The following is a 23,692-nucleotide window of genomic DNA, read 5'->3' as shown; positions in this document are numbered from 1 at the left end:
TTACAGCGTCGGCTGCCAGCAATCAGCGGCCAGGCGTAGCGGGTCGGTAGGGTAGATGTCGTCGAGCCGTGCCCCTTGCCACTGGCAGTTGTCCAGTTCGGCGGCGTGCAGGTTGGCGCCAAACAAATCGGCATCCGTGAAATCGGCGCCACGGGCACGCAGACAGATGCATTGCGCGTAGCGCAGACGCGCGCGCAAGAAGCGTGCGCCGGGCAGCTGCGCACCGTTCAAGTTGGCCTGTATCAACCCACAGTCGGTGAAGTCGACAGCGTTCAACTGCGCGTCGGTAAAGATCGCTTGCAGCAGGTTAGTGGCGATGAAGCGCACCCGTGTCCCCTGGCATTGGTACAGCGACAGCGCGCGGGTTTCGGCATGGCTCAGGTCAATGTCGGTCAGGCTGCTGCGATCAAATGCACATTGCTCAAGGTGTGCGTCGATCATGTAGAGGTTGCGCAGCAGGCTGTCGGTCACGCGCACCTGATGCCATTGCACTGAGCTGGCATCGGCATCACACAGGCTCATATGGTCCAGTTGGCATTGACGCATGACGCTGCCGCGTAAGTTGGGCACTGAAAATGCGCAGTCAACAAAACTGAGGCTGCTGGCGTTAGCTTCGCTGAGGCTCAATCCAACGGCCTCGCACCGTAACCAGCGGCCACCTTCGAGCGTAACCTTGGCAAAGTTTGCCCCATCGAATTGGCAATTCCTGAAGTCGACCTGACGCAAATGGCTGCCGCAAAAGTGGCTTCCCGCCAGTTGACAGTCGACCCAGGTACAGGCCTTGAGGTCGGCGCCGTTGAAGCAAGCATTGCGCGCATCGACTTGCTCAAAGCGCGCATCGCGCAAAGCAATCCCCCGGTAGTCACCGCCGGCCAGGCAGAGGTCGCGCAGTACGCCGCCTTCAGCGATGCGTGCGCGCAGCTGTTCGGCGGTCATTGGTTCAGACATTGTTGAGTTCCTCGGGTAAACGGCAATAGCTCAATACAGCACCCTGCAAGCGTGCTCCAAGACCTCGCGCGCCTTCGCTGGCCACCGCATGCAGATTGCTGTCGCGCAAGTCGGCCTGCTCCAGCCGGACTTTGCGCAGGCGGGCCTGCTGCAAGTTGGCGCCCACCCACTGTATGTGGCTGAGGTTGCTGCCAGTGAAGTCGGCATTGCGGGCGCACAGGCGATAACCGTGGCTGCTGCGCAGGTCGCACTGGTGGAGTAGCGCGTTTTGCAGGTCGCAGCCACGCAGGCTCGCGCCCACCAGTGAGGCGCCTTGCAGGCTGGCATTGGCGAGGTCTGCGTGGTCCAGGCGAATGCCGGGCAGCTGGCAATCCAGGTCCAGTTGCAGGTCAGCGGCCTTGGCATTGGTCAGGTCAATGTCTTGGCCCTTGACCGCTGACCACGCCGCTGATTGCAAGCTGGCGCCGCCCAGCTGCGCATGGTCCAACAGGCAAGCGTTGAAGCGGCTTTTAGCTAACTGCGCGTCGCGTAGGTTGATATGGCGCAGGTCGCAATGTCGCAGGATGCTGCCGGTCAGGTCGGCGCCCAGCCATTGAGCGCCAGTCAGTACGCAGCGATCAAACACGCAGCGCTGCAACGTGGCGCCGGCCAAGTCGCTGGAAGACAGATCAAGGTCGACAAAATGCGCGCCTTCCAGGTGCTCGCCACGGGTGTGGGCAGCCTCCAGTAACGCGCGAGTCCATGGCTCGGCCTTGGGTATGATGTGGTCGCCGTGGGCAGTCGGTGGTGGTGCGTTTCTTAGCGGATTGGCGCCTGGAATGGCCCCCGGTAACTTTGCCCGCAGTGCGTGCATTGTCTGCTTGATGTGCTGTTCTGTCTCACGCATCTGTTGCAAGCCGGCGCTCAGTTGCGTGTGCAATGAGGCTTTGTGCTGCGGCGACAGCGACAGGTAGTCAAGACTGGACAATGGGTCAATCTTGAGGGCGGGCGAGGCGCTTTGCTCGGCGTGCTTGATCTGCTGGCGCAGCGCCTCGGGGTGCATGTTCAGGCGTCTCGCCGTCTGGTCCAGGAACTTCTCGGCCGCCGCGTGAGCGTGTTCAATAGCGGTATGAATGCGCGCCTTAAGCGCCACCGGGTCGAACGCCGGGGTCTTGGCCGCAGGGTGTGGCATCAGTGCCGCGAGGTCAGGGGCAGTGGCCGGGTAGTCGGCCCGGTTCAAGGTTTTACCGAAGCGTTTGCCGAGGTTGGCGGCGCATTCCAGTACCTCGCCTTGTTCGGCGGCGAAGGTCGCGTAACGGGCGTCAATCGAGGCCTGCATACGGCGGATAATCGCCTCTTTGTCGACGGTTTCCCGTGCTGTTGGGATCGCTGCAGCCGTCGGTTTAACGCAAGGCCAGAGTTTTTCGCAGCAGGCGGCGACGGTTGCGCAGGGCGCGCCGGCGCACTCATACAGTGCGCCTAGCTGGGCAATATCGGCGCCGTCAAGATCGGCCACGCTGACCTCGGCCCGGTACAGCAGCAAAACCCGCTCAACGTCGGGGAACAGCCAAACCGTGTCGAGGTGCACAGTCGGCTCTTCGACCTCGTGCGCAAGCGCCGTTCGCTTCACAAATAGACGTACTCGCAACGCCGGCAACGTACCACTGACCTGCGGGTGCTGCGGGTGCATGCCCTCCACGCACCAGTCTTCGTTGCCGCTCCAGTAGCCAGGCGCACATTGGTCCTGGGGCACCGCATCAAACCAGCGGGCATCGCAATCCAGTGGTGGGTAGGGCGCACGGCGCGCGGTCCATTGCGCATCGCAGGTTCCCCACCACTCACGACGCTCCAGGCAATGCGGCGGCAGAGGGCCCAAGGTGGCGATTGGCAGGGTCTGCCCTGGCACTCTCATGGGCGAAAGTGCGTCTTCGATTTGTGGCAACGAGGTGCCCACACAGCTGTCAGGATCAGCCACATAACCGCTGCCGTCGGGATTGTCCGCCCAGCCGGCCCCTCCGAAGGCATGGTGCAGGTCCAATGGCAAAGGTAGGAGCGGGCCTGTGGTGCGTGGCATAACACCGGCCACACCACGCTGCCAAGTCCGCGGCGGATGCAGGTGCAGAATCTTACTGATGCTTGCCACCCGCACGCGCACCGCCATGCCCTGTTGTTGCTGCTCGGACGTCAGCGGGTAGGCACTGCCGTGGACCGCGAAACTACCACGGGCCTTCTTCAAGCCACTGTCGAACGGTTGCTTGGCGAAGCGTTCGCTGAGCCAGGGCAGCGCGTGTTCAGCGGCGATGACTGGGTGGTCGCGGTCATAAAGCAACCCCACAGTGATCGTCAGGCTCGCCGGCCGCGGGCCTTGTTGGCGGGCCAGCGTCAACAGGCTGATATCGGGATAGGTCAGATGCATGGTCAGCTCCTTCGTCAGACTGGCAAGTCCAGCGGGCTGAATTTTTCCACCGGTTCGAGTGCCAGGTTGGCGACCATATTGAGACTTTCCGTCAAGCCCTTGACTGTTTGTGACAGGGCGTCGAACTCGGCTTGTTTTTCCGCGGCCCGGGCCTGCACTTCCAGAGGAACAGGTGGGATATAGGGCGTGCTGAACGTCGCTGCGTCAGCATTGAGGGTATTCACACTGGCAGTGTCTACGCTGAGTGTGCGCGAGACCGTTGCGGTTTCAGTCGTGGTTTTGCCGTGGACAGTCAGGTTGCCGTTGACGAAGGCATTTCCCTCGATGACCGTGTCACCTTTGAGGGTCAGGATGTGGCCAGCGACAATCCGAACACCCAAGGCATTCATCTCGATGGAGTTGTCCCCACAGACCAGAGTGATTGATTCGTTTGCGGCCATGTTATAGGTCTTGACTTCGACATCCCGCAGGTCCCCGCGCAGTTGGGTAACCGAGCTTTGCAGGCGGGTGATCAGCACGCTTTGATCGGATACTTTCGAGCAGTCTTTCTTGGTCGTCGAATAGGTGTAGTCAATCCCGTTAAACGACATTGAAGCGCTGACGCCTGACGTATTCATGGCCACAGAGGTTGCTTGCCCAGTGAGGCTGAGCTTGAGTGCGCCAAAGCTGGCGTCCGACTGGACGGTAGCGGTCTTGAGTGCGGCCGAGAATGTAGGTGCGTTGCTGTAGTCGGCCTTGGCCCCGAGGTTGAGCCAGCTCGGGCCACCCCAATGGCTACCTGTGTTGAGGTTGCCCAGCGGTTTTTTTGGCTCGGGTGGCTGCGCCGGCTCAGCGGTATCCGGTTCTGGGCCGCTGCCACTGGCTGGCGGTGGCTCACCGGTGCCCATGGACATTGAATATACGCCGGGCACCTCGTGGTGGAGCGAAGACGAAGTCAAGTGTAAATGCGCGTTGGTACGCAGTTGTGCGCCAGCGATTTCGCCATTGCCCAAGGTCAAGGTGGTGCTGCCGCCAGGCGCGCCCATTTGCATGTGAGCAGCGCCAGGTTGGTCGTCAATCGCCAGAAAGTGCCCGCCCGCCGTGGACAGCCCACTCTGGGTGGCGTTTTTTTCATTGACCCGGTTGGGGTTTTCCGAATTCGGCACGCTGCCGACAATAATCGGCCGGTCCGGGTCGCCGCCAAGGAATGACACCAGCACTTCGCTGCCTTTGAGCAGCGGAAAGTGCATGCCATGGCTGGAGCCGGCAGACATCGACGCCATGCGCAGCCACGCCGAGCCTCGCGTGCCAGGCTTTTGATGGCGAATAAACGGGAAGCGGACTTTATAGCAACCGTGCTGGTTGAGCAGCGGCTTGCCGCAGTCGTCGCCATCCACCACGGCGCTGAGCACGCCGACGACGTTGGGCTTTTGGGTATCCAGGCGTGGTCGGAACTGCACCTCGGCGGGGATCACCACAAAGCGCACCAGGGTATCGCGGGGTGCTTTATCGTCGCTTGTCGCAGGCAGAGGTTGATGACCGCTGTGGTGCACCTCAAGCACTTGGTAGACCGCATTCATACCCGGGTGGGTATGGCCGGTGAGTGCCATGCAGCGACCCGATCGAAGGCCGACAACATGACCGCTGCCCTGAAACAGCCGATGCCGGCAACCCAACGCCTGGGCGCGACGTTGCGCCAGCCAGAGACCCTGATCGTTACTGCCAAAATGCTCGCCATACACACCGTATTCACCGCTGAACGCGGGTGATGGCCCCGGTGCCTGGTCGTTGCCGGCGACGCAGCCGGCCGCCACGGGTGCGGTGCTGTGCAACGACCGTTGTGCGTTGCTGGCGGAGAAGTCTTGCAGCACCACGTGCGCCGGCTGCACCACGGTACGACGAATGAAGCTGTGGGCGACCGCTTGCAGATCATTGTTCAGCGCGGTGTCCAAGGGGCGGTAGCGCACCGGCAGCATGGACCTGGGTTGGGCGCTGCGGTCACTGCAAATGATCAGCGCTTCCTGTTCAGCCTGTTGTTCGAAGAAGTAGTAGCAGCCGCTGTATTCCAACAGGCGAGAGAGAAAGTCGAAACTCGACTCTTCGTATTGGCAGGTAAAGCTGGCTTGGGTATGAGGAATGTCGTCGTCCCGCAAGCGCAGGTCGAAATCGAAGACCTGCGTGCTGGTGCTGTCCGAGCCCTGACCTTCATGCGTCAGGTCGGCATGCTTGAGAATGTCACGCACCAACTCCGGCAGATTTTTATCCAGCCAGATTTCGCTGAAGCGTTGCAGGCGCAAGCGGCTCATGCGTGGCTCCAGTACCACGCGGCAATAGTGGTAGAGCTCGTCGGCGTCCAGCACCTCCACCGACGTTACGATGCCATGGTACGGATGCGCCGCGCCCAAGGTGTCAAACAGCGTCAGGTGTGCGGGAACGCCGAGCATGGCGTCTTCGTTCAGCAACGGAGCCAGTGACGCCAGTACCACCTCGAAGCGATACGGCCGCGATAACAGATCTTCACCCTGCCAGCTGGCGACCAGCAGATGTTCGAGGGCGAGCGCGTCACTTTGGAACGTGCACAGTGGTAGCTCGGTCGATGTCATGGTCTGAACTCCTGGTTACCTGCGCAATCGAGTCACGGGGCCACTGTAGGGCGGGCTCGTTTTTTTAGCGCTCGGGTAAAGACCTGATTGTTCAGTTGGCCACGGACTCGATCAGCCACTCACCGTTGACGTTCACATCGACCGTGATGGCGGCGAGTACGCGCTGTTCGGCCAACGCCGCCAGCAGCACGTCCGACAGCCGCGGTGTAAGGCTGGTGCGCAGGATGAAGTCGATGTTGCGCGCGCCGTTTTGCCCACTCGTGCAGCGCTCGGCCAGGGTGCGGGCTACCGACGCGCTGAAGCTTAGGCGCACTTTGGCCGACGACAGCAGGCGCGCAGCCAGTCGCGCAAGTTTCAAGTCGACAATGCTCACTAGGTGCTCAGCTTGCAGGGTGAAGTAGGGGACGATGGTCATGCGGGCCAGCAACGCTGGTTTGAAATGCAACGACAGCGTGGGTCGGATGCGCTCCACAAGCGCGTCGGCACTCGGGCGATCGCCGGCGCACAACGCGCTGATTTCATCGCTCGCCAAGTTGCTGGTGAGAAATATCACGGTGTTGCTGAAGTCGATGTGCCGCCCTTCACCGTCGCACAGGCTGCCCTTGTCAAATACCTGATAAAACAGGTTGACCACCTCCAGATGAGCCTTTTCGACTTCGTCGAGCAGCACCACCGAGTAGGGGCGGCGGCGCACGGCTTCGGTCAGCACACCGCCTTCGCCATACCCCACATAGCCTGGCGGCGAGCCTACCAGGCGGCTCACGGTATGCTTTTCCTGAAACTCGCTCATGGCGAGGGTCGTCAGCGCATGCTCACCGCCAAACAAGTGATCGGCCACTGCGAGTGCGGTTTCAGTTTTGCCGACACCGGAAGGGCCCACAAGCAGGAACACGCCTAATGGTTGTTGCGGATCGCGAAGGCCCGACTGCGCCGCCTTCAATATGTCGCAAAGGCTCTGGACGGCAGCATCCTGGCCATGAATGCGGGTTTTTATGTTGTCCGCCAGCGCCATTACGCCGCCAGCGCTGTCACGTAGAACCTTGCCCAGGGGAATGCCGGTCCAGTCGGATACAACGTTGGCGATGGCGTCAGGGTTGACCTCTGTAAACAGCAGTGGGTCGTCACCTTGCAAGTGCTTGAGCCTGTCACTGGCCTCGGTCAATGCCGCGCCGGCGCCGTTAACGAGTGGCCCCTGTGCGCGCAGCTCAAGCACGCGATACGCCGCAGCACGCTCAGCGTGCCAGCGGACTTCCAGCGCTTGGTACGCCACAACCAGTTCAGTCAGTGTTTGTTCAATGGCCTGTACGCGCCCTGGGTCTACGGGATGGCCATGGTTTCGATCGCGTTCCAGGGCCTCGCGCTCACGCGACAAGGCCGCCTGCTGCCGCTCGAGGCGTTCCAGCTCGGCGGGCCGCGTGTCCAGGCCAATACGCACGCGCGCACTGGCCGTGTCTAACAAATCCACAGCTTTGTCGGGCAATAAGCGACCGGTGATATAACGGTCGGAGAGTTCGGCGGCGGCGATCATGGCATCATCGCGAACGCTTACGCCATGGACTGTTTCATAGTGCGATTTGAGGCCCCGCAGAATCAGCACAGCGGTGGCCACGCTCGGTTCGTCCAGCTTGACCACCTGGAAGCGGCGGGCGAGGGCAGGGTCTTTTTCGAAGTACTTCTTGTACTCGCTCCAAGTGGTCGCGGCGATAGTGCGCAGCTCCCCCCGGGCCAGCGCAGGCTTGAGCAGGTTGGCGGCGTCAGAACCACCGCTGGCCCCACCGGCACCAATCAGCATGTGGGCTTCATCGATAAATAAAATGATCGGCACGGTGGACGCCTTAACCGCGTCGATAACGGCACGCAAGCGACGCTCAAACTCACCTTTGACACTGGCACCGGCCTCCAGCAAACCCATATCAAGACTCAGCAACCGAGTCGTGCGCAAAAAGTCCGGCACATCGCCTTGGTGGATCGCCAGTGCCAGGCCCTCGACCACGGCGGATTTACCGACGCCGGGCTCGCCGACCACAATGGGATTGTTCTTGCGGCGCCGGGCGAGGATATCGACCATCTGGCGAATTTCCTGGTCGCGCCCGAACACCGGGTCAATGCCACCACTGGCAGCCTTGGCGGTAAGGTCTTCGCAGAAGCGTGCAAGGGTGTCTTCGCGATTGACCCCGGCGCCGGCGTCAGACGCGCCGCCGGCCAGCGACGCACTTTGCAGCTGCGCTAATGGGCCTTCGCTGGAACCCGCGACGATATCGGCAAACGCATTACTCAGGCGCTCGCGTGAAATACCCTTGAGCAGTTCGCCGTAGCGGGTCCCCGCCGTGTAGTAGCCCAGGCGCGTAATCAACGCGAGCAGCAACGTTCCGGTACGGATGCAAGGGCTGCCGACAATCAGCGATGCCGCGATCCAGGCGTCTTGCACCCATTCGGTCAGCAGCGGTGAAAACACCGGGCGTCCAGGGTTCCCCTGCTTGAACTGCGCCAGGCTATCGTCAATCTGAGCTGACAGGCGCAAGGCGTCCACCTCGAAATACGCCAGAATCAGCGCAACATCGGCCTGTGGGTCTTGCAGCAACGGGTGCAGGAAATGTTCGAGGGTAATCTCGTAATGCCCGCGCGCCAGCGTCATGCCGGCGCCATTCTCCAGTGCTTGACTACTGAAGCTGTTGAGCCTTGCAAACAGCGGTTTGAGTTCTACCTGGATCATTTTTCGCTCCTCGGTTGGGCGCTCTGACTCTGCGTCCCGGCCAGCATGAATACCGCCTTGCCCTGATTGACCGTGTGGCCGAGCCAAGTGTTGGTACCCAGGCGGTGCCAGCCGTCCCCCAAACGGGTGCCACCCTGTTGTGCGGGCTTGAGGCTCAATACCAGTCGACAGTTGACCGGGGTATGCAGGTACAACGCAGTTAATCGTTCGATACGTTTGTAGAGCGTGGCACCTGGCATCAGCAGGTGAAAACGCAAGGCGTCCAGTGGGCCGATACGGATATCCAAGGTGCTGCTGCGGTCACTGACCTGTTGCCCCAGCAGGCTGTCTTGGCCCAGCACATTGCCCTGCATACCCAACCGGCAGCGGGACTGGTCATCAATCGGCACATGGCTCAGCACACAGGGCACGACCTCTACGGGGTCGCCGTCCAGCGTGCTGCGCAGCAGTTGCTCCAAACCCAGTGCAGAGCGTGGGAACTGGTTGAAAATGCCGGCGTAGCGCAATAATTGCGGCGCCTGCTGGCGCCACTGCGGGTCGGCGTCTGCCAGGCCAATCAGCGAGCGCACTAGGTTCAGGCGCCCAAGGTCACGCCGCTCGCCAATCGCCATCCACAGGCGATGCTTTTCCCAGGCACGAAACAGCAGCGGGTACAGCGCGGCGTGCAATATGTCGAGAAAGTCGCGGCCGGCGCTATGGCCTTGTAACTGCTCGTCGATCAAGTCTTCGGTATAGAACGTCGGCAGCGGCGACGTCACGCCATACAGGCCAAAGAAGCTGGCTTGCAGGTGGTAGCGCCCACTGGGGTCTTGGTCGATGGCTAAAACGTCGCACTCGGGGAACCCCAAGCCCAAGTCTGGGCGTATTCGCACGCCATCGCTGAAGGCCTCATCGTTTGGGAAGCGCAGGCGCAGCAAGCGCAATGCCTGGAAAAAAGCATAGTCGCGACCTTTGGCCAGCAGGGGATCCTGAGTCATAGCAGGCGTTGCCGACCGATTTTCGCCGGCCATGAGAGTGTCTCTTGGTTCACACTGTCATACAGCTTGAGTGCCACGAAGCTGTTGAGCGCCACACAGCCTGCGAAGAACTCATCAAGCACTACGCCAAACAGGTAGAGCCCGCCAGGCCCAAGGAAGTGGTCGCCGCGGCACTGCAAATGGACCACCGTACCTTCGATGGGCAGGCCATTGATGAAGCGCCGCTCCTGAGTGGCCAGGACTTTTTCGATGCCATTGATGCGCCGGTTATTGGCGTCTTGCCCACTTTCATCCGCACTTGGGAGGTAGAGTTTGAGCAGGCTCTTGAGGTAATCGGCATCCAGCAGCTTAAAGTGGTTGGCGTTCAACTGGGACAGCATGCGCCAGAGCAACGGGTCCTGATATTTGGGCGGATGGCTGGCGGTTATCCCGCGAATGTTGCGCAGGGTGACGCGTGCCGGTGTGTTATCCATCGGTTGGTTGAGGTCTCCGGGATGCAAGCTTTCCGGCGCTGGGCCGTCGGTGCACAGGAGCGAAATCGACAGGGTGAGGTCTTCCGGGGGTTTGCGGTCGGCATACGGCAGGCTGATAAAGTGCTCGTAGTCACGTATGTCATTGCTGGCTTGACGTATACGCAGGTTGAACGCATCGCGCTGGTAAATGGTGTGAAAGGGTTTCAAGGTTTTTTCGTTGCCGGTTCCCGAGTAAGCACTGACACTCAGCACCGAGTGAATACGTAAGCGCTGGCGCTGGGGCTGGTTCGAAGGCTGGATGCGATATTCGGCTTGCCGATGATCGACCCGCAGCGGGTACGCGTCCTGGGTGAACAGGTTGACCGCCGGTGTTACCCCGAGCATGAAGCTGTTTTCGGTTATTGGCGGCGCCCAAGAAGGCACCTTGTCGAACACCAGTTTGATGCTCATGCGCGTGCGCTCGCCTCGGTTGCGCCAGCGCTGCAAACCGCTCAAGCGCACAAACAGGAACTTCTCCGGCAGCGCGAAGTATTCCTGCAAGCCACGGTAGGCAGGGTGCGCGGCGTCCGGATAGGGCAGCAGCGCGTGCTCGCGATCAAATCCACAGGGTTGGATGTAGCTTGCCGGCAGCAACGTCATCGGCAGGCCTTCACCCTGGATGCGTATTTCCCGCACATGCTGGTCCAGGAGGCGGAGGAGGGCGCAGGCTTCGCTGAAGGGGTCCCCCAGGTAGAAGGTCAGGCTGTCGGTGTTCAGGTCATTGGGCGCGACTGTCAGCGCGAGGTCCAGCACCAGGCTGCGGCCCTCTGCGGTACCGCCGTCCCAGCGCGCACCGGTGAGTGTGACGGGCTCAAGGTCGACCGGCATTGTGCTACGAAAGCGCACGCGATGGCCGTCAATGGGTACGGAAGCCACTTCGCATCCGCTGTCGATAGGCAGGGTCTGCGAGAGCGGCGTACGCGGCGCGAACTGCAACAGCGTCATGCACGGCAGCGGCTGCAAGTACTGCGGATAGAGCAACTGCGCCAGCTCCTGGACAAATTCGGGAAACTCATCGTCCAGTCGCTGACGCACCATGCCCGTGAGAAAGGCCACACCCTCGAGCAGACGTTCTACATCTGGATCGCTGGCCGAGCCGTTGCCGAGCAAGGGCGCCAAGGCAGGGTTGCGCTGCGCAAACTCATCGGCCAAATGCCGCAGGTTATTCAGTTCACTCTGATAGTAGATGTTCTGCATGGTCCACCTAGCGCATCGACAGCGAGACACGCCCGTCGCAGGAGACGAGGGTCGACAGGTGAATGGGGATGTCGCGATTATCGATCGCCACCAGTCCATCGAGCATGAAGCGCAACGACAGTACCTCGCGACCGTGTTCCGCCAGCGTGATGCAGGGGGATTTCAGGCGGGGCTCGTAACGCGCAACCATGCGTGTCATGTGCTCGATGATTTGCGTGGTTTCTCCAGTGGCGAAACTGCCGGCCAGGTTAGTGAAGTCGGGCACACCGAATTCCGGGTCTATCGGCACGCTGCCTTGGCGCGTGTTGAGGATTCGACTCAGATGCGCCATCAGTGAGTCCAGCAGCACTTGAGCCTGGGTCAGGTGGGAGCGTTCGCTGCCCAACTGCAGGGCGCCAATGCGTTCCAGCAGGCGTTTTTCTTTCATCACCGAGGCCTCATAAACTCATCATTCAAAGGGTGCGGCCATCGTCAGGGCGAATGACCGCAGCGTGCGCAACAGCGGGCCTTCAGCTCTTGTCTAGCTTGCCGACCAACGACAAGGTGAACGAGGCACCCATGTACTTGAAATGCGGCCGGACCTTGAGGCTGACCCGGTACCAGCCCGGGTCGCCGTCGACGTCGTTGACGCTGATTTGCGCCTGACGCAATGGCCGGCGGCTACGCACGCCCACGGCTGGGTTGTCCATGTCGGCGACGTATTGACGGATCCAGCCGTTGAGTTCTGACTCCAAGTCGCCGCGCTCTTTCCAGGCACCAATGTTTTCGCGCTGGATCACCTTGATGTAGTGAGCCAGGCGGCTGACCACGAAGATGTAAGGCAGCTGCGTGCCGAGCTTGTAGTTCAACTCCGCATCCTTGCCTTCTTTGTCATTGCCGAAGTATTTGGGCTTCTGGCAAGAGTTGGCGGAGAAGAACGCGGCGTTGTCGGTGTTTTTGCGCATGGTCAGCGCAATAAAACCCTGCTCGGCCAGCTCGAATTCGCGTCGCTCGGAGATCAGCACATCGGTGGGGATCTTGGTCTGCACCTCACCCATCGCTTCGTAGTTGTAGATCGGTAAGTCGCTGACCGTACCGCCACCTTGCGGGCCGATGACGTTGGCACACCATCGATACTGCGCGAAGCTGTCGGACAATCGGCTGGCAAACGCGAAGGCCGCATTACCCCACAGGAAGTCGCGGTTGCTGGCCGTGACGTTTTCGTTGTACCGGAACTTGCGTACCGGCACCGTCTCTTCTCCGTAAGGCGTACGCAGCAAGAAGTGCGGCAAGGTCAAGCCTACGAATCGCGAGTCTTCACTCTCGCGAAACGCATTCCACTTAGTGAACTGCGGCCCCTCGAAAACCGCCTGCAGGTCTTTCAGGTTGGGCAGTTGGGAGAAGCTGTCGACACCAAAGAATTGCGGGCTTGCTGCTGCAATAAATGGCGCGTGCGACATGGCTGATACCGACGCGATGGACTGCAACAGCTTGATGTCCTGCGAGCCAGGGCTGAACTCGAAATTGCCGATAATGGCGCCGAACGGCTGGCCGCCGAACTGCCCGAACTCCGCGCTGTAGACCGCCTTGTACAGGCCCGAGCGGGTGATTTCCGGCGCATCTTCAAAGTCATCGAGGAGTTTTTGCTTGGCCACACTGAGCATTTCCAGGCGGTTGTTTTCACGAAAATCAGTGCGATCAACCAAGAATTTCAACGAGCGCCATGACGACTCAAGTTTTTGAAAACGCTCATCGTGCAAGATTGCGTCGACCTGACGGCACAGCTTGGCGTCCAGCGCAGCAATCATGTCGTCGATCAGGTTGGCGCTGACTTTTTCAACCGCGCGACTGGGCTCAAGCAGTTGTGCGACAAACGCCTCCAAACCTTGGCGAGTCACGGAGTAGGCTTCGTCGCCGGGCTTTATGCGGGCTGTTTCGATCAATTGATCCAGCAGCGAGCCTGGCTGTTGCGTGGCTGGCATTTGCGCGGCCGGGGTCTGGGTGTCTTCTTGAGTCATGGCTCTACTCCTTTTCCTCAACGCCCAGCTCACCGAGCAAGCGGGCACGTGCACCTTCGTCCTCGATCAACGCCTGTAGCGCCTTGCGAAAGTCGGGCACATTGCCCAATGGGCCTTTTAAAGCTTTAAGTGCGTCGCGTAGGGCAATCAATTGGTTGAGTTCCGGTACCTGTTCCACCAGCGCATCCGGCTCAAAGTCACGAATCGACTCGAACGTCAGATTCACCGCCAGGCGTTCATCCGGCGCAGCGTCTTCCGAGAGGCAGTTGGCGATGGACATTTGCAGATGCAGGTTCTGGCCTTTGAGCACGTCGGTGAAGTTGTCCTTGTCGACCCGAATAGGCTTGAGTTCTTCGACAGGGGTGTCGTCTTCACGCAGGGTGAAGTCACCAATGACCAGTTGTTTGAGCGGCAGCTCGACCTGCTCCTGGGCATCGCCTGTCGCCGGTTTGTAGACAATATTGACGCGCTCTTTAGGCGCGACAGAACCGTCACTTGCCATGGTGTTTCTCCTCAGTGGGCGACTCGCACACGCGGTCGCGTCTTGTCACGGGTTCAGTCGTTGGCGCAATCCGCACGTTGCCCACAGCGCTTGCGCCAGAAGCCGTCGAGATCGAGGCGCGACAAGCGCCGGGACCATTCAAGCGAGGCGCTGTGCTCAAGCATCATTTGCAGCAGTGGCTTGATCAGTTCCGGCTCCCATTGCTCCAGGTTGAGCTCGTCGGCCTGCGCCAGCAGCCCCTCCAACGCAATGCACAGATCCGGGTGTGGGTCGTACCGATAAACCAGTACGCACTGCGAGGCGCGCAGCCTGTAACGGTCGCGCGCACTGGCGGTGTAGGTAATGCAGCGCTGAAGCTCGGCTAAGCCATCGTTAAGCCGCCCCTCATTGGCCATGTGTCGCGCGGCGTCTATACAGGCCTCAATGCGATCGTTTGCGGGCACCACGGGGGTAGACGGCGCCAGGCTTTCCAGCCACGCCCGGGTGGGGCCATCGGCAAACGGCGTACCGTCAGCGAAGGTCAACTCGACCACTCCCGGAAGTCGGGCCGCCAGCCCTTGCACCTCCAGCGCCAAGGCTCTGGCAGCAGCACTGGCCCCAGCCTTCACAAGCGCTGCGTGACTGACGCGATTCAGGTCGAGCCAAAACGGATAACTGCTGAGCCGAGCTTCGCAAAAGCGCACCACCTCCAACGGCTTCGCGCTGCTCTGCAAACGCAGGACACTGTCTCGCAGCGTGAGCGGCGGAGCTGGCAGGCGAGTTGCCTGCCCCTGGCTGGGAGGCAGCTCGTCGAGCGTGATCCACGCCGCCTGACGATTCAGCCGATAGGCCAACGGCAGTAGGGGAAACTGATCCATGCAGTGGGACTGCACCGGGCCCAGCAACTCGAACACCTTCTCGACACTGCTGTCGATGGTGTTGATAGCGTCACCGCTGTCCAATAAGGTTACGTCCGACGCGGCCAGTGCGGGGAGGGCACTGATTGGGACGTCAGCAACCTCGGGCTCTTGAGCTGGCTGCACTGTGACTTGTTGGGGCGCCTGCGCCTCAACACAGGGTATTTGTTCCAGGCGACGACGCAATTTGGCAAAGCTGGGCGCTTGGTCGTCCTTCATACGCCATAACGCATCGATTGCATCCCAATCGCTGATCAGGCGCTCAGCCGCCAGCCTGTCCAGCGGTTTGAAAGGTTCTACCAAGGTCTTGTCCAACCACTCGATCAGCCATTGGGCGTGATTACGCCGAGCGCGCAAACGCGAAGAGGGTGGCGTCACGGCGTCCCAATGCAGGCACACGATCTCCTTAAGCAGGTGCACACCCGCGCAGAGTCCTGCCATTGCACGCAACTTGGTCCATGCACACAACAGCCAAATGGCAACCCGCAGGTCCTTGCCTTCGTTGTTGAGAACAAGCTCACAGAGCGTCGACAACCGCTGCCAATCCACGGGTTCAACCGCGTGAATATTATTGAGCTTATCGATTTCGGCCTGTGCCGCTGCAAACATGGCGCTGTCGCGCAAACTGTCACTTTTCAGAGGTTGCCCGCTGCTAGGCGAAGAGCCGTTCTGTTGCTGATCACTGTGCATCGGTTCGTGTGCCTCCCACCGCCTGCTAGAAAGAGTCGCCCGAGGCTCCTGGCGCAAAGCGCCTGGAACTGGACGGCAAGGCAGTAAAATAGGGGGCGGGGTGGAGTTGTCCCATCAGGTAAAGACCTGAAAGTGCGGGAGAGCTTGGTGTACGTGCGGTGATGTCGAGTCGCCAGAGTTTTGACTTAACGTCATTAGCGAGGAGTGGGCAAGATGTGCACACCCAGTGTTCTGGTTTTAGATGATCAATCGTTTCAGCGCGAAATCGAATCTCTCAAACAGCAGGTTTTGCCCGCGTTCCAGCGAGATGACGAACCTATCGTTTATCGTCTTGGGAAGGCGATCTATGAGTATCGTCGTGTTGATGATGCGCTGTACGCCGACGCCGTCAGTACGTTTGACGAACCTGCTGTAGTCGAGTTGATAGGTGTCTACGGTTACTACGCATTTGTGGCGATGACACTCAATGTTTTTACCGTGCGCCGTGATGGGGATGCGCCACTGCCATTCCCCGAGCAATAGCGGTTGCTGAGGTGAATTGAGTATTCATTCAGGCCGCCATTCAAGCGTGATCAGCGTCCGGGTTCGCATTGCGATTGAGCCAGTTGAGCTTTTAAGCTTGCGATTTCTGCTTCTAGTTCGCGCACGCGCTGGCCAGTCTGAAATTCGACGCTAACGTCCTTCTGGATGCCGATGTAGTAGGTAAGTTGATCCGCGTCGTTGAATACTGGAGTAATCGACAGCTCATTCCAGAAAGCACTACCGTCCTTACGATAGTTGCGGATGATTTGCCGGCAAGGCTGATGCATCTTTATTGCCTCGCGGATAACGGCCAAGCCCGCTTGGTCTCGGTCATCACCCTGCAGGAAGCGACAGTCCTGATACAGAATTTCGTCAATGCTGTAGCCCGTCAGGCGTTCGAAGGCGGGGTTAGCGTAGATCAGGATGTTCTCATCGCCTTCCTGCTCGGCAATTACGATACCGTCATCCGAGGTTTCAACCATCAGTTTTAGCAGTTCTGCGTCTATCATTTTCAGGGCCCCGGTGAGTTTCATATCATTCTAGGGCAACTTGGGCGTTTTGAGCGTTTTTCAGCCCGGCTACCAGGGAAGGCGCTCTCCGTTATAAGCGAAGAAATTACCGCTGTCGGCAGGCGCCAAGCGGTCAATCAGAGATAACAACTCATGGGCAGCAATGCTGGCCGGCCTGGCTGCAGAGGCACCACGAAAGGGGTGTGACAGGCCAGAAATGACGGTGCCGGGATGAAGACTCAACAAGCGGGTCTGAGGCCGCGTTCTTGCCAGTTCGATGGCAGCCGTTTTAATCAGCATGTTCAGTGCTGCCTTGGAGGCACGATAGGCGTACCAGCCGCCCAAGCGGTTATCGCCGATGCTGCCTACCTTGGCAGAAAGTATCGCCATTGCGCCATGAGCGTCCAGCAAGGGCAGGAAGTGACGCAAAACCAGAGCAGGCCCAAACGTGTTGACTTGAAATACCGACTGCAACGCATCGGCATCAATCGCGGAGTAACTTTTTTCAGGCTTTATTTCGTCGCGATGGAGCAGACCTGCGGCATGTAAGATCAACTGATACGGTGCTTCTTCAGTCAATTCGGCTGCCGCTCTGGCGATACTGTCGGCATCCTCCAAATCGAGGCATGGAACACTGTTGCGCCCCAACTCACGCACAGACGCACACTGCGGGTCCTGATTGAGCAACTCACAAAAAGCCGAGCCGAGCGCCCCGCTGGCGCCTATCACGAGGGCACGGTAGCCCTCACCAAGGGAGTTCATTTTGAAGGGACTGTTCATCTAGGCTCTCCTGCGGTCTGATGCGATTTGTTGGTGTTAACCCAGTCGTCCTATCAGTTGCAGGAACTCGTGACGCGTAGCGGAGGACTCGCGAAAGGCGCCCAGCATTACCGATGAGGTCATCACCGAATTTTGTTTCTCCACGCCCCGCATCATCATGCACATGTGCTTCGCCTCAATGACCACCGCCACGCCGGCGGCATCGGTGATGTGCTGAATGGCGTCGGCAATTTGTTTGGTAAGGTTTTCCTGGATCTGTAGGCGACGGGCGAACATATCCACCACTCGGGCCACCTTTGACAGGCCCAGTACCCTTCCGGTGGGGATGTACGCTACATGAGCCTTGCCGATGAAGGGCAGCATGTGATGCTCACACAATGAATACAGTTCAATGTCGCGCACGATGACCATTTCATCGTTTTGCGATTCGAACAATGCGCCATTGATCACTTCCTCCAGATTCATTGTGTAGCCATTGCACAGGTACTGCATCGCTTTGGCTGCGCGCTTGGGTGTGTCCAGCAGTCCTTCACGCTCAGGGTTCTCGCCTACGCCGACGAGAATTTCACGGTAATGTTCGGCTAATGATGGGTTCATCTTTATTCCTCGCAGCCTTGCTGCGCTTGATGTGTCGGCAATCCTTGGCGGTGGGAGAGTATCTGCTGCGCACGATCTGACGCAGATAACACAGGGTTCGCCAGATCAGCCATGACCCAGGCTTTTTGTCGGGGCCATGACAAGGCGAGGCTTTCTAGGGCTGCTTTTTTTTCAACGTGGGCTGCCCGTCTGACGCGGGTTTGGGCGCCGGCACCGCGCAACGGTTATCGAGACAGCGACGGCCACTATCTGGGTGAGGTAACCACGCCAAATGGGGACGTAAGCGGCAGAAGAGGCGATAGCCGAACTCAAACAACGGGCGCAATGCACGCCACGTCAGTGGCGTTGCCCAAAAACCCAAACCGGCAGCTCGCCAGCTCCAAAGGGTGGCGTCCAGACCGGTTACCCAGCGTCCATCAGCAAAACGGGCGTGCAGCGAGGACTGCATGTGCTCGAACGTAAACCCAAGTGCCTTGGCGTCGAATGCACCGCTGCTGATGTCCACAAAAAGCAGTCGATCCTTTACGGCATGTCCGCGCAGGAGCTTGATTTCGCGCGCACACAGCGGGCATTCACCGTCAAAGTACAGCGTCAGCGGCCAATTCATTTTATTGTACATCGACCATGACCTTGTATAAGTTTTACACAAGATATGCCGAAATAAACAGACTGACAATGGGCACTGTTCTTTCACCGCGCTTCGGACGGTAATCCCAGTTTTGTGAAGGGATCGGCGGTGCCTTCGATATCAAGGTTCGTGGCGGCAAGCTATGCGAAGGTGTTTACGTTCAGGGGGCGCTCCCAACCGGCGATTATCAGCAAAGCGGGGCGTGATGGCGTTGGCCAGGCCCATTAAGGTTCGCGGCGAAGGGCTGAAATCATCAGCTACGACGTGAATGGGTCCAACGGTGCGATGCAGGTCACGGTCAAGAGGGTGATGCAAAATAATTAAGCAGAAATGCCGCCCATGAAATCAGGGGCGGCCTTGTCTCTGTGTCTGGTAGAAACTCAATTCCCTCTGTAGGTAGAGAAACCGTAGGGGCTGAGCAGCAATGGGATGTGGTAGTGCGCAAGGGTACCGTCTACCTCAAAAATGACCGGTACCTCCGGAAAGAAACTTGAGATTTTGTGAGCTTTGAACCACTCACCGGTTTTGAAGGTGACACGGTAGGTGCCTTTCTCCAGAGCCTGGCCATCGGGGTACAGCCCGGGAATACGACCTTGCTCGTTTGTCGCAGCGTTGTTGAGCATGTCCCAGCGCTTGCCGTCCTGTTTTTCCAACGTGACATTGACACCCGGCGACGGCAAACCATCTTGTAAGTTGAGTACATGCACGCTGAGCGGGTTTGCTGCCGCTGATGCCAGTGACGAGACGACACTCAATACAACGCCAGCGAAGAGCGCTTTTAATACAGTCATGATGATGTCCTTAGTTTTTAACAGCAGGTAAAATTTTGTTGATCGCGACTAATGCGCAACCTTCATCGAATGCTGCCCCGCCGGCACCGGCCACTCCGATAGCGCCAATGACTTGCCCTTCAAACAACAACGGCACTCCGCCGCCCAGCAGCAATAGCTCATCCAGGGTGTTGAGGTTTTCAGCATCGGGTGTACTGCGAGCACGCTCTGCCAATAGTCGTGTTGGCGTCTTGGTCGATAGGGCGGTATAGGCCTTACGTTGGGCGGCTAATGTGTTATGTGGGCCAACGTTATCGTCGCGCTGCAGGGCGACTAAATTGCCTCCACGGTCGACAATTGCAGCCACACCTGTACGCCCATCGGCATGACAAGCGGCCAGCGCGGCATTTAGCAAATCATTGGCCATTGCCAGTGACACGTCGTTGCGCTGCACAACTTTGTCCGGGGCTGCAACGGCGAGCGCAGAGCTCATTGCGAGTGACATCAGCAATGAGGTCGATAGGCTTATACGCATGCTTTTTCCTTTGTTTTGTCTGGCTGAGTCATCGCCAGACATGATGACCCGTGCATTCCGTCAGAATGATTGCCTCATGATTACCAAGATGTAATGTGCCAAATCGGTCGGGCGCGCTAGCCTATGCGCCTGTTTGGGAGGAAAAGATGCGTATCTTGGTCGTTGAAGATGAAGCGAAAACAGCGGATTACCTCCGTAAAGCCCTGACTGAATCGGGCTACGTGGTTGAGGTCGCCTTGGATGGCCTGGAGGGCCAGTATCTGGCGCAGGAAAGTGAGTTCGACTTGATCATTCTGGACGTCATGCTGCCGGGCCTGGACGGATGGCAATTGCTTCAAATTATTCGTCGCAAGTGGCAAACCCCGGTGCTTTTTCTTACCGCGAGGGACTCTGTGGAGGATCGGGTCAAGGGGCTTGAGTCAGGGGCCGATGATTACCTGGTCAAGCCTTTTTCCTATGCCGAGTTGTTGGCACGCGTACGTACCCTGCTGCGCAGGGGGCCGCCCCGTGAGGTCGAGCAGTTCTTGGTTGCAGACCTGAGCCTGGATCTGTTGCGACGTAAGGTTACGCGTCAGGGTGAACGCCTGACCCTGACCAACAAGGAATTTGCCCTGTTGCACCTGCTACTCAGTCGGGAAGGGGAGGTGCTATCGCGCTCGTTGATTGCCTCACAGATCTGGCAGATGAACTTCGACAGTGATACCAATGTGGTCGATGTCGCCATCCGACGACTGCGCGCCAAGGTTGACGATCCTTACCCGCTTAAATTGATACACACCGTGCGTGGCATCGGCTACATGCTTGAGGTGCAATCCTGAACCTGTTTCCGCGTGCCCTGAGCTTGCGCCTGGCGGTCATGTTCGCGTTAGTCAGTGCGCTGCTGCTGGGCACCATTGGTTTCTATCTATATCAGTCGTTACAGCGAGAAATCGCATGGCGCGATGACCAGGCCCTGCTTGGGCGCCTGGAGCGCATGCAGGCGTTGATCAACGACAGTGTCAGCATCGAGCAACTCAGAAATCGGTCCAAGCTCTACGAAAACATGCTGGGCAATCGCGACAATCTGCTGTGGATTGTCGATGACACTGGCCAGGTGCTGATCGAGATCAACCCCGTAAGCATGAGCTTGCCCAAGTTACCTGCCGCAGCCCAGGCTCAGCTCGGTGACGGCCACTCTTCAGTGTCGGTGCGGTTTGCCTGGCAGCATGTCATGCAGGGTGGTCGCGGCTTGACCCTGATCGCTGGCAAGTTGTTGAGTGAGCGCGAGCAGATGCTGGGCGCTTACCGACTCAAGCTTTGGCTCGCGATGTCCCTCGGCGCGCTGCTGGCTTTTGTGCTCGGCGGGTGGGTCAGTCAGCGAGGCTTACGACCTGTGCGCCTGCTGGCAAAGCTCGCTGCCGCAATTGATGTACACCATCTGCATCTGCGGCTGGATGAGTTCAACGAACTGAGTGAACTGCAAGCGCTCAGCCAAGCGCTTAATAAGATGCTTGCACGCCTTGAAGACGGGTTCGCCCAGCTATCACGATTCTCAGAGGACCTCGCCCATGAGATGCGTACCCCGCTCACTAACCTGATGGGGCATACCCAACAATCCCTGAGGTATGGTCGTTCAATCGAGGACTATCAGAACCTGTTGGTTTCCAATCAGGAAGAGTATGAGCGTCTAGCGCGAATGATCGACAGCATGCTGTTTCTCGCGCGTACTGAGCAGTCGCATGCATCTGTAAGTGATGAGTTCATCAACCTGCACGATCTAGTAGGGCAACTGTGTGAGTATTTTGAAGGCGTGGCGCAAGAGCGTGATGTCACGCTAATCAATCAAGCCCATGATCAGTTGCGGGCTGACCCGGCCTTGATCCGTCGAGCATTGGCTAACCTGCTCGCCAACGCACTGCGTTATGGGGCTCGCGCTGCGCCCGTGACGATTAGCAGTGTGATGTGTGAGGACAGGATTGAAGTCACTGTGCACAACCAAGGCCAGCCGATTTCAGCGCAACATCTACCTCGACTGTTTGAACGCTTTTACCGGTGCGACCCGTCACGCAATCAGCCGGACGATTCTGGTGGCTTGGGGTTAGCGATCGTTCGCTCAATCATGCACCTGCATGGCGGCCGGGTGACCGTAGATAGCAGTCAATCAGGAACGCGCTTTCGCTTGGAGTTTCCTATTCGAAAAGATTGAGTGGTCTTGTAGTCACTGTCGCTAGACAACTGGCAGAACCTTAGGATCTATTCGAAAAGCTCATCTACCTGTAAAGGCATGGGATGCAACCCTGTTAAGTTCAGGTGATGAGTGTTGGAACGCGTAGGCGCGCCCCACGCTTAGACTCGAAAAAGTTCTGTACGTAGCTCATGTACGCGCTACAGATCGTGCTGATCTGGACTTATGTATATCGCAAAAAACACTAATCTTGGATATCCGTTGCTTCTATCGTTGAATCCAAAGCCAAGTAATGGAAGTGGCCAGTGCCTGAGAAAATGAGCGCTCTTGAATATAACCAAGTGAGTGACTTGTCGACTTTGGCAAGACTGGCCGAACACGACGGTACTTTCGGGAGCCTGTGCTTCTTCTACAGTATTACCGCCGATACAGGAGCTGCCAATGAAGCCTATCGCCGCTGCCGCCACTCTGTGCCTAGTCATGGTCCTTGGGGCCTGCGCACCGTATATGCCGTATCGAACTGAGAACACGTTATGTGCAACAAATAAGGCGGATTGCTCGAAGGCAACTCTGCAATGGCACGCCGGCACCAGCGCCTCTCCAGGTGACTATCTTCTAGGCTTTGTCGAATTTAACGATCAGGGCGATCTGTGGCAGCGTCAGGGGATGGAGGCCGTGATCAATCAACTGAATACTGAGGCCGCCGCCAAGGACTTACTGATAGTGGTTTTCGTCCATGGCTGGCACCACTCGTCAGAGGAGGGAGATGGCAATATCAACACGTTCCGTACCGTGTTGGCTAACCTAGCGGTGGCAGAGGCTGCCTCTGGACGACCTGCCAGGGAGGTCGCCGGCGTTTATGTCGGTTGGCGAGGTGACTCTCTGGCGCTAGGTCCGATTAATAACGTGACCTTCTGGGATCGCAAAAATACTGCAGAGAAGGTAGGCCACGGGGAAGTGACTGAACTGCTCAGCCGAATAGAACTAATCAAGCGTACCCAGGACAGCAAGGCCCGCGATGCTGCATTCGAAGCCAAGAGTAAAAGCGGCGCCGGGAATACCCAGTCCACTGAGGAAAACCGCTGCGGAAAACATATCGCCGCAGGACAGGATATAACCAGTCAAACCAAACTGGTTGTCATCGGGCACAGCTTTGGTGGGCTGGTGGTGCAGTCGTCCATTGGGCAGATCCTTGAGGACCGTGCCATACGCACAAAGGGGGGCGACTACGGCTGTCAGCTGGACGTAGAGGGATTCGGCAACCTAGTGGTGCTGATTAATCCGGCATTTGAAGCCCAACGCTACTCAGGCTTGCACGATATCGTTTCCCGCCGCACTTGGTTCCCCGCGCAGCAGTTGCCAGTAGAAGTGATCCTCACCTCTAAGGCGGACGATGCCACCGGAGTATTATTTCCTTTGGGCCGACGCTTTAACACGGTGTTCGAGAGAGATGGTTGGGACAAGAAGAACCTCACGACTGTCGGGCATTACCAGCCCTACATCACCCATGAGTTGTATAAGGCAGCGCCTGGTCATCCCGATACACAACCCCTTATGAAAGCCTGGGCAGCCGGTGGACAACCGAGTACACGGTTAACGATTGCGGGCCTCACTCTAGAGCGCACTCAGTTGGGAGATAGAAATCCCTATATGAACGTGAGCGTGAGCGGTGACTTGATCAAGAACCACAACGATATCGGTGAGCCGCAAATCATAGAATTCCTCAAACAGATGATTCTTCTATCGACGCTCCCTGAAAGTGACCGGCATTTCATAAA

Annotated in this window: 20 protein-coding genes; 4 read left to right on the top strand and 16 right to left on the bottom strand. The window is 58.5% G+C overall.

The genetic code is table 11. The features are described from left to right. From ACI77I_RS21435 to tssA, 10 genes are all read right to left on the bottom strand, one after another. Nucleotides 1-948, bottom strand: coding sequence for a pentapeptide repeat-containing protein (locus ACI77I_RS21435; RefSeq protein ID WP_083358416.1), 948 nt, complete (start codon nt 946-948; stop codon nt 1-3). Continuing rightward, entirely contained in the window at nt 941-3,343 is a 2,403-nt protein-coding gene (locus ACI77I_RS21430) for a DUF2169 domain-containing protein (protein ID WP_406998335.1), read from the bottom strand. The genes ACI77I_RS21435 and ACI77I_RS21430 overlap by 8 nt, the downstream gene beginning before the upstream one ends. Before the next feature lie 14 nt (nt 3,344-3,357). Continuing rightward, on the bottom strand, nt 3,358-5,925 hold the full coding sequence (locus tag ACI77I_RS21425) for a type VI secretion system Vgr family protein (RefSeq protein WP_406998334.1): 2,568 nt from the start codon (nt 5,923-5,925) through the stop codon (nt 3,358-3,360). A 91-nt stretch (nt 5,926-6,016) separates the two neighbouring features. Then, a complete protein-coding gene (gene tssH / locus ACI77I_RS21420; protein ID WP_406998333.1) occupies nt 6,017-8,638 on the bottom strand; it encodes a type VI secretion system ATPase TssH in 2,622 nt (873 codons plus the stop codon). After that, nucleotides 8,635-9,615 (bottom strand): type VI secretion system baseplate subunit TssG, encoded by a 981-nt coding sequence (tssG, locus tag ACI77I_RS21415; RefSeq protein ID WP_263272776.1) that lies wholly within the window; start codon nt 9,613-9,615, stop codon nt 8,635-8,637. Before tssG ends, tssH begins: the two co-directional genes overlap by 4 nt. After that, a complete protein-coding gene (tssF, locus tag ACI77I_RS21410; RefSeq protein ID WP_406998332.1) occupies nt 9,612-11,324 on the bottom strand; it encodes a type VI secretion system baseplate subunit TssF in 1,713 nt (570 codons plus the stop codon). Before tssF ends, tssG begins: the two co-directional genes overlap by 4 nt. Before the next feature lie 7 nt (nt 11,325-11,331). Beyond that, entirely contained in the window at nt 11,332-11,751 is a 420-nt protein-coding gene (gene tssE, locus ACI77I_RS21405; RefSeq protein ID WP_176462936.1) for a type VI secretion system baseplate subunit TssE, read from the bottom strand. 82 nt (nt 11,752-11,833) lie between these two features. Next, a complete protein-coding gene (tssC, locus tag ACI77I_RS21400) occupies nt 11,834-13,285 on the bottom strand; it encodes a type VI secretion system contractile sheath large subunit (RefSeq protein ID WP_371917680.1) in 1,452 nt (483 codons plus the stop codon). Between the two features lie 40 nt (nt 13,286-13,325). Beyond that, the gene (gene tssB / locus ACI77I_RS21395; RefSeq protein WP_083358409.1) at nt 13,326-13,823 is read right to left on the bottom strand and encodes a type VI secretion system contractile sheath small subunit; all 498 of its coding nucleotides are present in this window, start codon (nt 13,821-13,823) and stop codon (nt 13,326-13,328) included. A gap of 53 nt (nt 13,824-13,876) precedes the next feature. Beyond that, the gene (gene tssA, locus ACI77I_RS21390; RefSeq protein WP_263272782.1) at nt 13,877-15,409 is read right to left on the bottom strand and encodes a type VI secretion system protein TssA; all 1,533 of its coding nucleotides are present in this window, start codon (nt 15,407-15,409) and stop codon (nt 13,877-13,879) included. A gap of 213 nt (nt 15,410-15,622) precedes the next feature. On the opposite strand from tssA, the gene ACI77I_RS21385 reads away from it, so the two are divergent. Then, on the top strand, nt 15,623-15,931 hold the full coding sequence (locus ACI77I_RS21385) for a hypothetical protein (RefSeq protein WP_406998331.1): 309 nt from the start codon (nt 15,623-15,625) through the stop codon (nt 15,929-15,931). 50 nt (nt 15,932-15,981) lie between these two features. On the opposite strand, the gene ACI77I_RS21380 is transcribed toward ACI77I_RS21385, so the two are convergent. The 6 genes from ACI77I_RS21380 to ACI77I_RS21355 all read right to left on the bottom strand — a co-directional run bounded on the left by ACI77I_RS21380 (nt 15,982) and on the right by ACI77I_RS21355 (nt 19,750). After that, on the bottom strand, nt 15,982-16,440 hold the full coding sequence (locus tag ACI77I_RS21380; protein WP_263275110.1) for a PAS domain-containing protein: 459 nt from the start codon (nt 16,438-16,440) through the stop codon (nt 15,982-15,984). A gap of 69 nt (nt 16,441-16,509) precedes the next feature. Further along, on the bottom strand, nt 16,510-17,220 hold the full coding sequence (locus ACI77I_RS21375; protein WP_406998330.1) for an SDR family NAD(P)-dependent oxidoreductase: 711 nt from the start codon (nt 17,218-17,220) through the stop codon (nt 16,510-16,512). Nucleotides 17,221-17,256: 36 nt separating this feature from the next. After that, entirely contained in the window at nt 17,257-17,817 is a 561-nt protein-coding gene (gene folE, locus ACI77I_RS21370; protein WP_094951071.1) for a GTP cyclohydrolase I FolE, read from the bottom strand. 154 nt (nt 17,818-17,971) lie between these two features. After that, nucleotides 17,972-18,436: a thiol-disulfide oxidoreductase DCC family protein gene (locus tag ACI77I_RS21365; RefSeq protein ID WP_242149422.1), complete on the bottom strand. Its 465-nt coding sequence runs from the start codon at nt 18,434-18,436 to the stop codon at nt 17,972-17,974. 389 nt (nt 18,437-18,825) lie between these two features. After that, nucleotides 18,826-19,236, bottom strand: a complete 411-nt coding sequence (gene uraH / locus ACI77I_RS21360; RefSeq protein ID WP_094951073.1) for a hydroxyisourate hydrolase — start codon at nt 19,234-19,236, stop codon at nt 18,826-18,828. A gap of 10 nt (nt 19,237-19,246) precedes the next feature. After that, nucleotides 19,247-19,750 (bottom strand): GlcG/HbpS family heme-binding protein, encoded by a 504-nt coding sequence (locus tag ACI77I_RS21355; protein WP_406998329.1) that lies wholly within the window; start codon nt 19,748-19,750, stop codon nt 19,247-19,249. A 146-nt stretch (nt 19,751-19,896) separates the two neighbouring features. Here ACI77I_RS21355 and ACI77I_RS21350 point away from each other — a divergent pair, with 146 nt between their 5' ends. The 3 genes from ACI77I_RS21350 to ACI77I_RS21340 all read left to right on the top strand — a co-directional run. Beyond that, entirely contained in the window at nt 19,897-20,568 is a 672-nt protein-coding gene (locus ACI77I_RS21350) for a heavy metal response regulator transcription factor (protein WP_242149427.1), read from the top strand. Continuing rightward, nucleotides 20,565-21,935, top strand: coding sequence for a heavy metal sensor histidine kinase (locus ACI77I_RS21345; RefSeq protein ID WP_406998352.1), 1,371 nt, complete (start codon nt 20,565-20,567; stop codon nt 21,933-21,935). The genes ACI77I_RS21350 and ACI77I_RS21345 overlap by 4 nt, the downstream gene beginning before the upstream one ends. A gap of 420 nt (nt 21,936-22,355) precedes the next feature. Continuing rightward, nucleotides 22,356-23,692, top strand: a 1,337-nt coding sequence (locus tag ACI77I_RS21340; RefSeq protein WP_406998328.1) for a hypothetical protein, incomplete at its 3' end; no start/stop codon positions are given.

Origin of the sequence: Pseudomonas sp. D47 (assembly GCF_045447305.1) — a bacterium.
In the GTDB taxonomy this organism is placed as follows: Bacteria; Pseudomonadota; Gammaproteobacteria; order Pseudomonadales; family Pseudomonadaceae; genus Aquipseudomonas.
Note: the sequence above shows the minus strand (reverse complement) of the source record. Positions and strands in the feature narration are given on the sequence as shown.

Coding starts and splice junctions, on each gene's coding strand:
- tssE (WP_176462936.1), bottom strand. CDS start 11,751: ATGAAAGAAAAACGCCTGCTGGAACGCATTGGCGCCCTGCAGTTGGGC.
- tssH (WP_406998333.1), bottom strand. CDS start 8,638: ATGATCCAGGTAGAACTCAAACCGCTGTTTGCAAGGCTCAACAGCTTC.
- folE (WP_094951071.1), bottom strand. CDS start 17,817: ATGAACCCATCATTAGCCGAACATTACCGTGAAATTCTCGTCGGCGTA.
- ACI77I_RS21430 (WP_406998335.1), bottom strand. CDS start 3,343: ATGCATCTGACCTATCCCGATATCAGCCTGTTGACGCTGGCCCGCCAA.
- uraH (WP_094951073.1), bottom strand. CDS start 19,236: ATGACTGTATTAAAAGCGCTCTTCGCTGGCGTTGTATTGAGTGTCGTC.
- ACI77I_RS21380 (WP_263275110.1), bottom strand. CDS start 16,440: ATGATAGACGCAGAACTGCTAAAACTGATGGTTGAAACCTCGGATGAC.
- ACI77I_RS21435 (WP_083358416.1), bottom strand. CDS start 948: ATGTCTGAACCAATGACCGCCGAACAGCTGCGCGCACGCATCGCTGAA.
- ACI77I_RS21355 (WP_406998329.1), bottom strand. CDS start 19,750: ATGCGTATAAGCCTATCGACCTCATTGCTGATGTCACTCGCAATGAGC.
- tssC (WP_371917680.1), bottom strand. CDS start 13,285: ATGCCAGCCACGCAACAGCCAGGCTCGCTGCTGGATCAATTGATCGAA.
- tssG (WP_263272776.1), bottom strand. CDS start 9,615: ATGACTCAGGATCCCCTGCTGGCCAAAGGTCGCGACTATGCTTTTTTC.
- ACI77I_RS21350 (WP_242149427.1), top strand. CDS start 19,897: ATGCGTATCTTGGTCGTTGAAGATGAAGCGAAAACAGCGGATTACCTC.
- ACI77I_RS21375 (WP_406998330.1), bottom strand. CDS start 17,220: ATGAACAGTCCCTTCAAAATGAACTCCCTTGGTGAGGGCTACCGTGCC.
- ACI77I_RS21425 (WP_406998334.1), bottom strand. CDS start 5,925: ATGACATCGACCGAGCTACCACTGTGCACGTTCCAAAGTGACGCGCTC.
- ACI77I_RS21365 (WP_242149422.1), bottom strand. CDS start 18,436: ATGTACAATAAAATGAATTGGCCGCTGACGCTGTACTTTGACGGTGAA.
- ACI77I_RS21385 (WP_406998331.1), top strand. CDS start 15,623: ATGTGCACACCCAGTGTTCTGGTTTTAGATGATCAATCGTTTCAGCGC.
- tssB (WP_083358409.1), bottom strand. CDS start 13,823: ATGGCAAGTGACGGTTCTGTCGCGCCTAAAGAGCGCGTCAATATTGTC.
- tssA (WP_263272782.1), bottom strand. CDS start 15,409: ATGCACAGTGATCAGCAACAGAACGGCTCTTCGCCTAGCAGCGGGCAA.
- tssF (WP_406998332.1), bottom strand. CDS start 11,324: ATGCAGAACATCTACTATCAGAGTGAACTGAATAACCTGCGGCATTTG.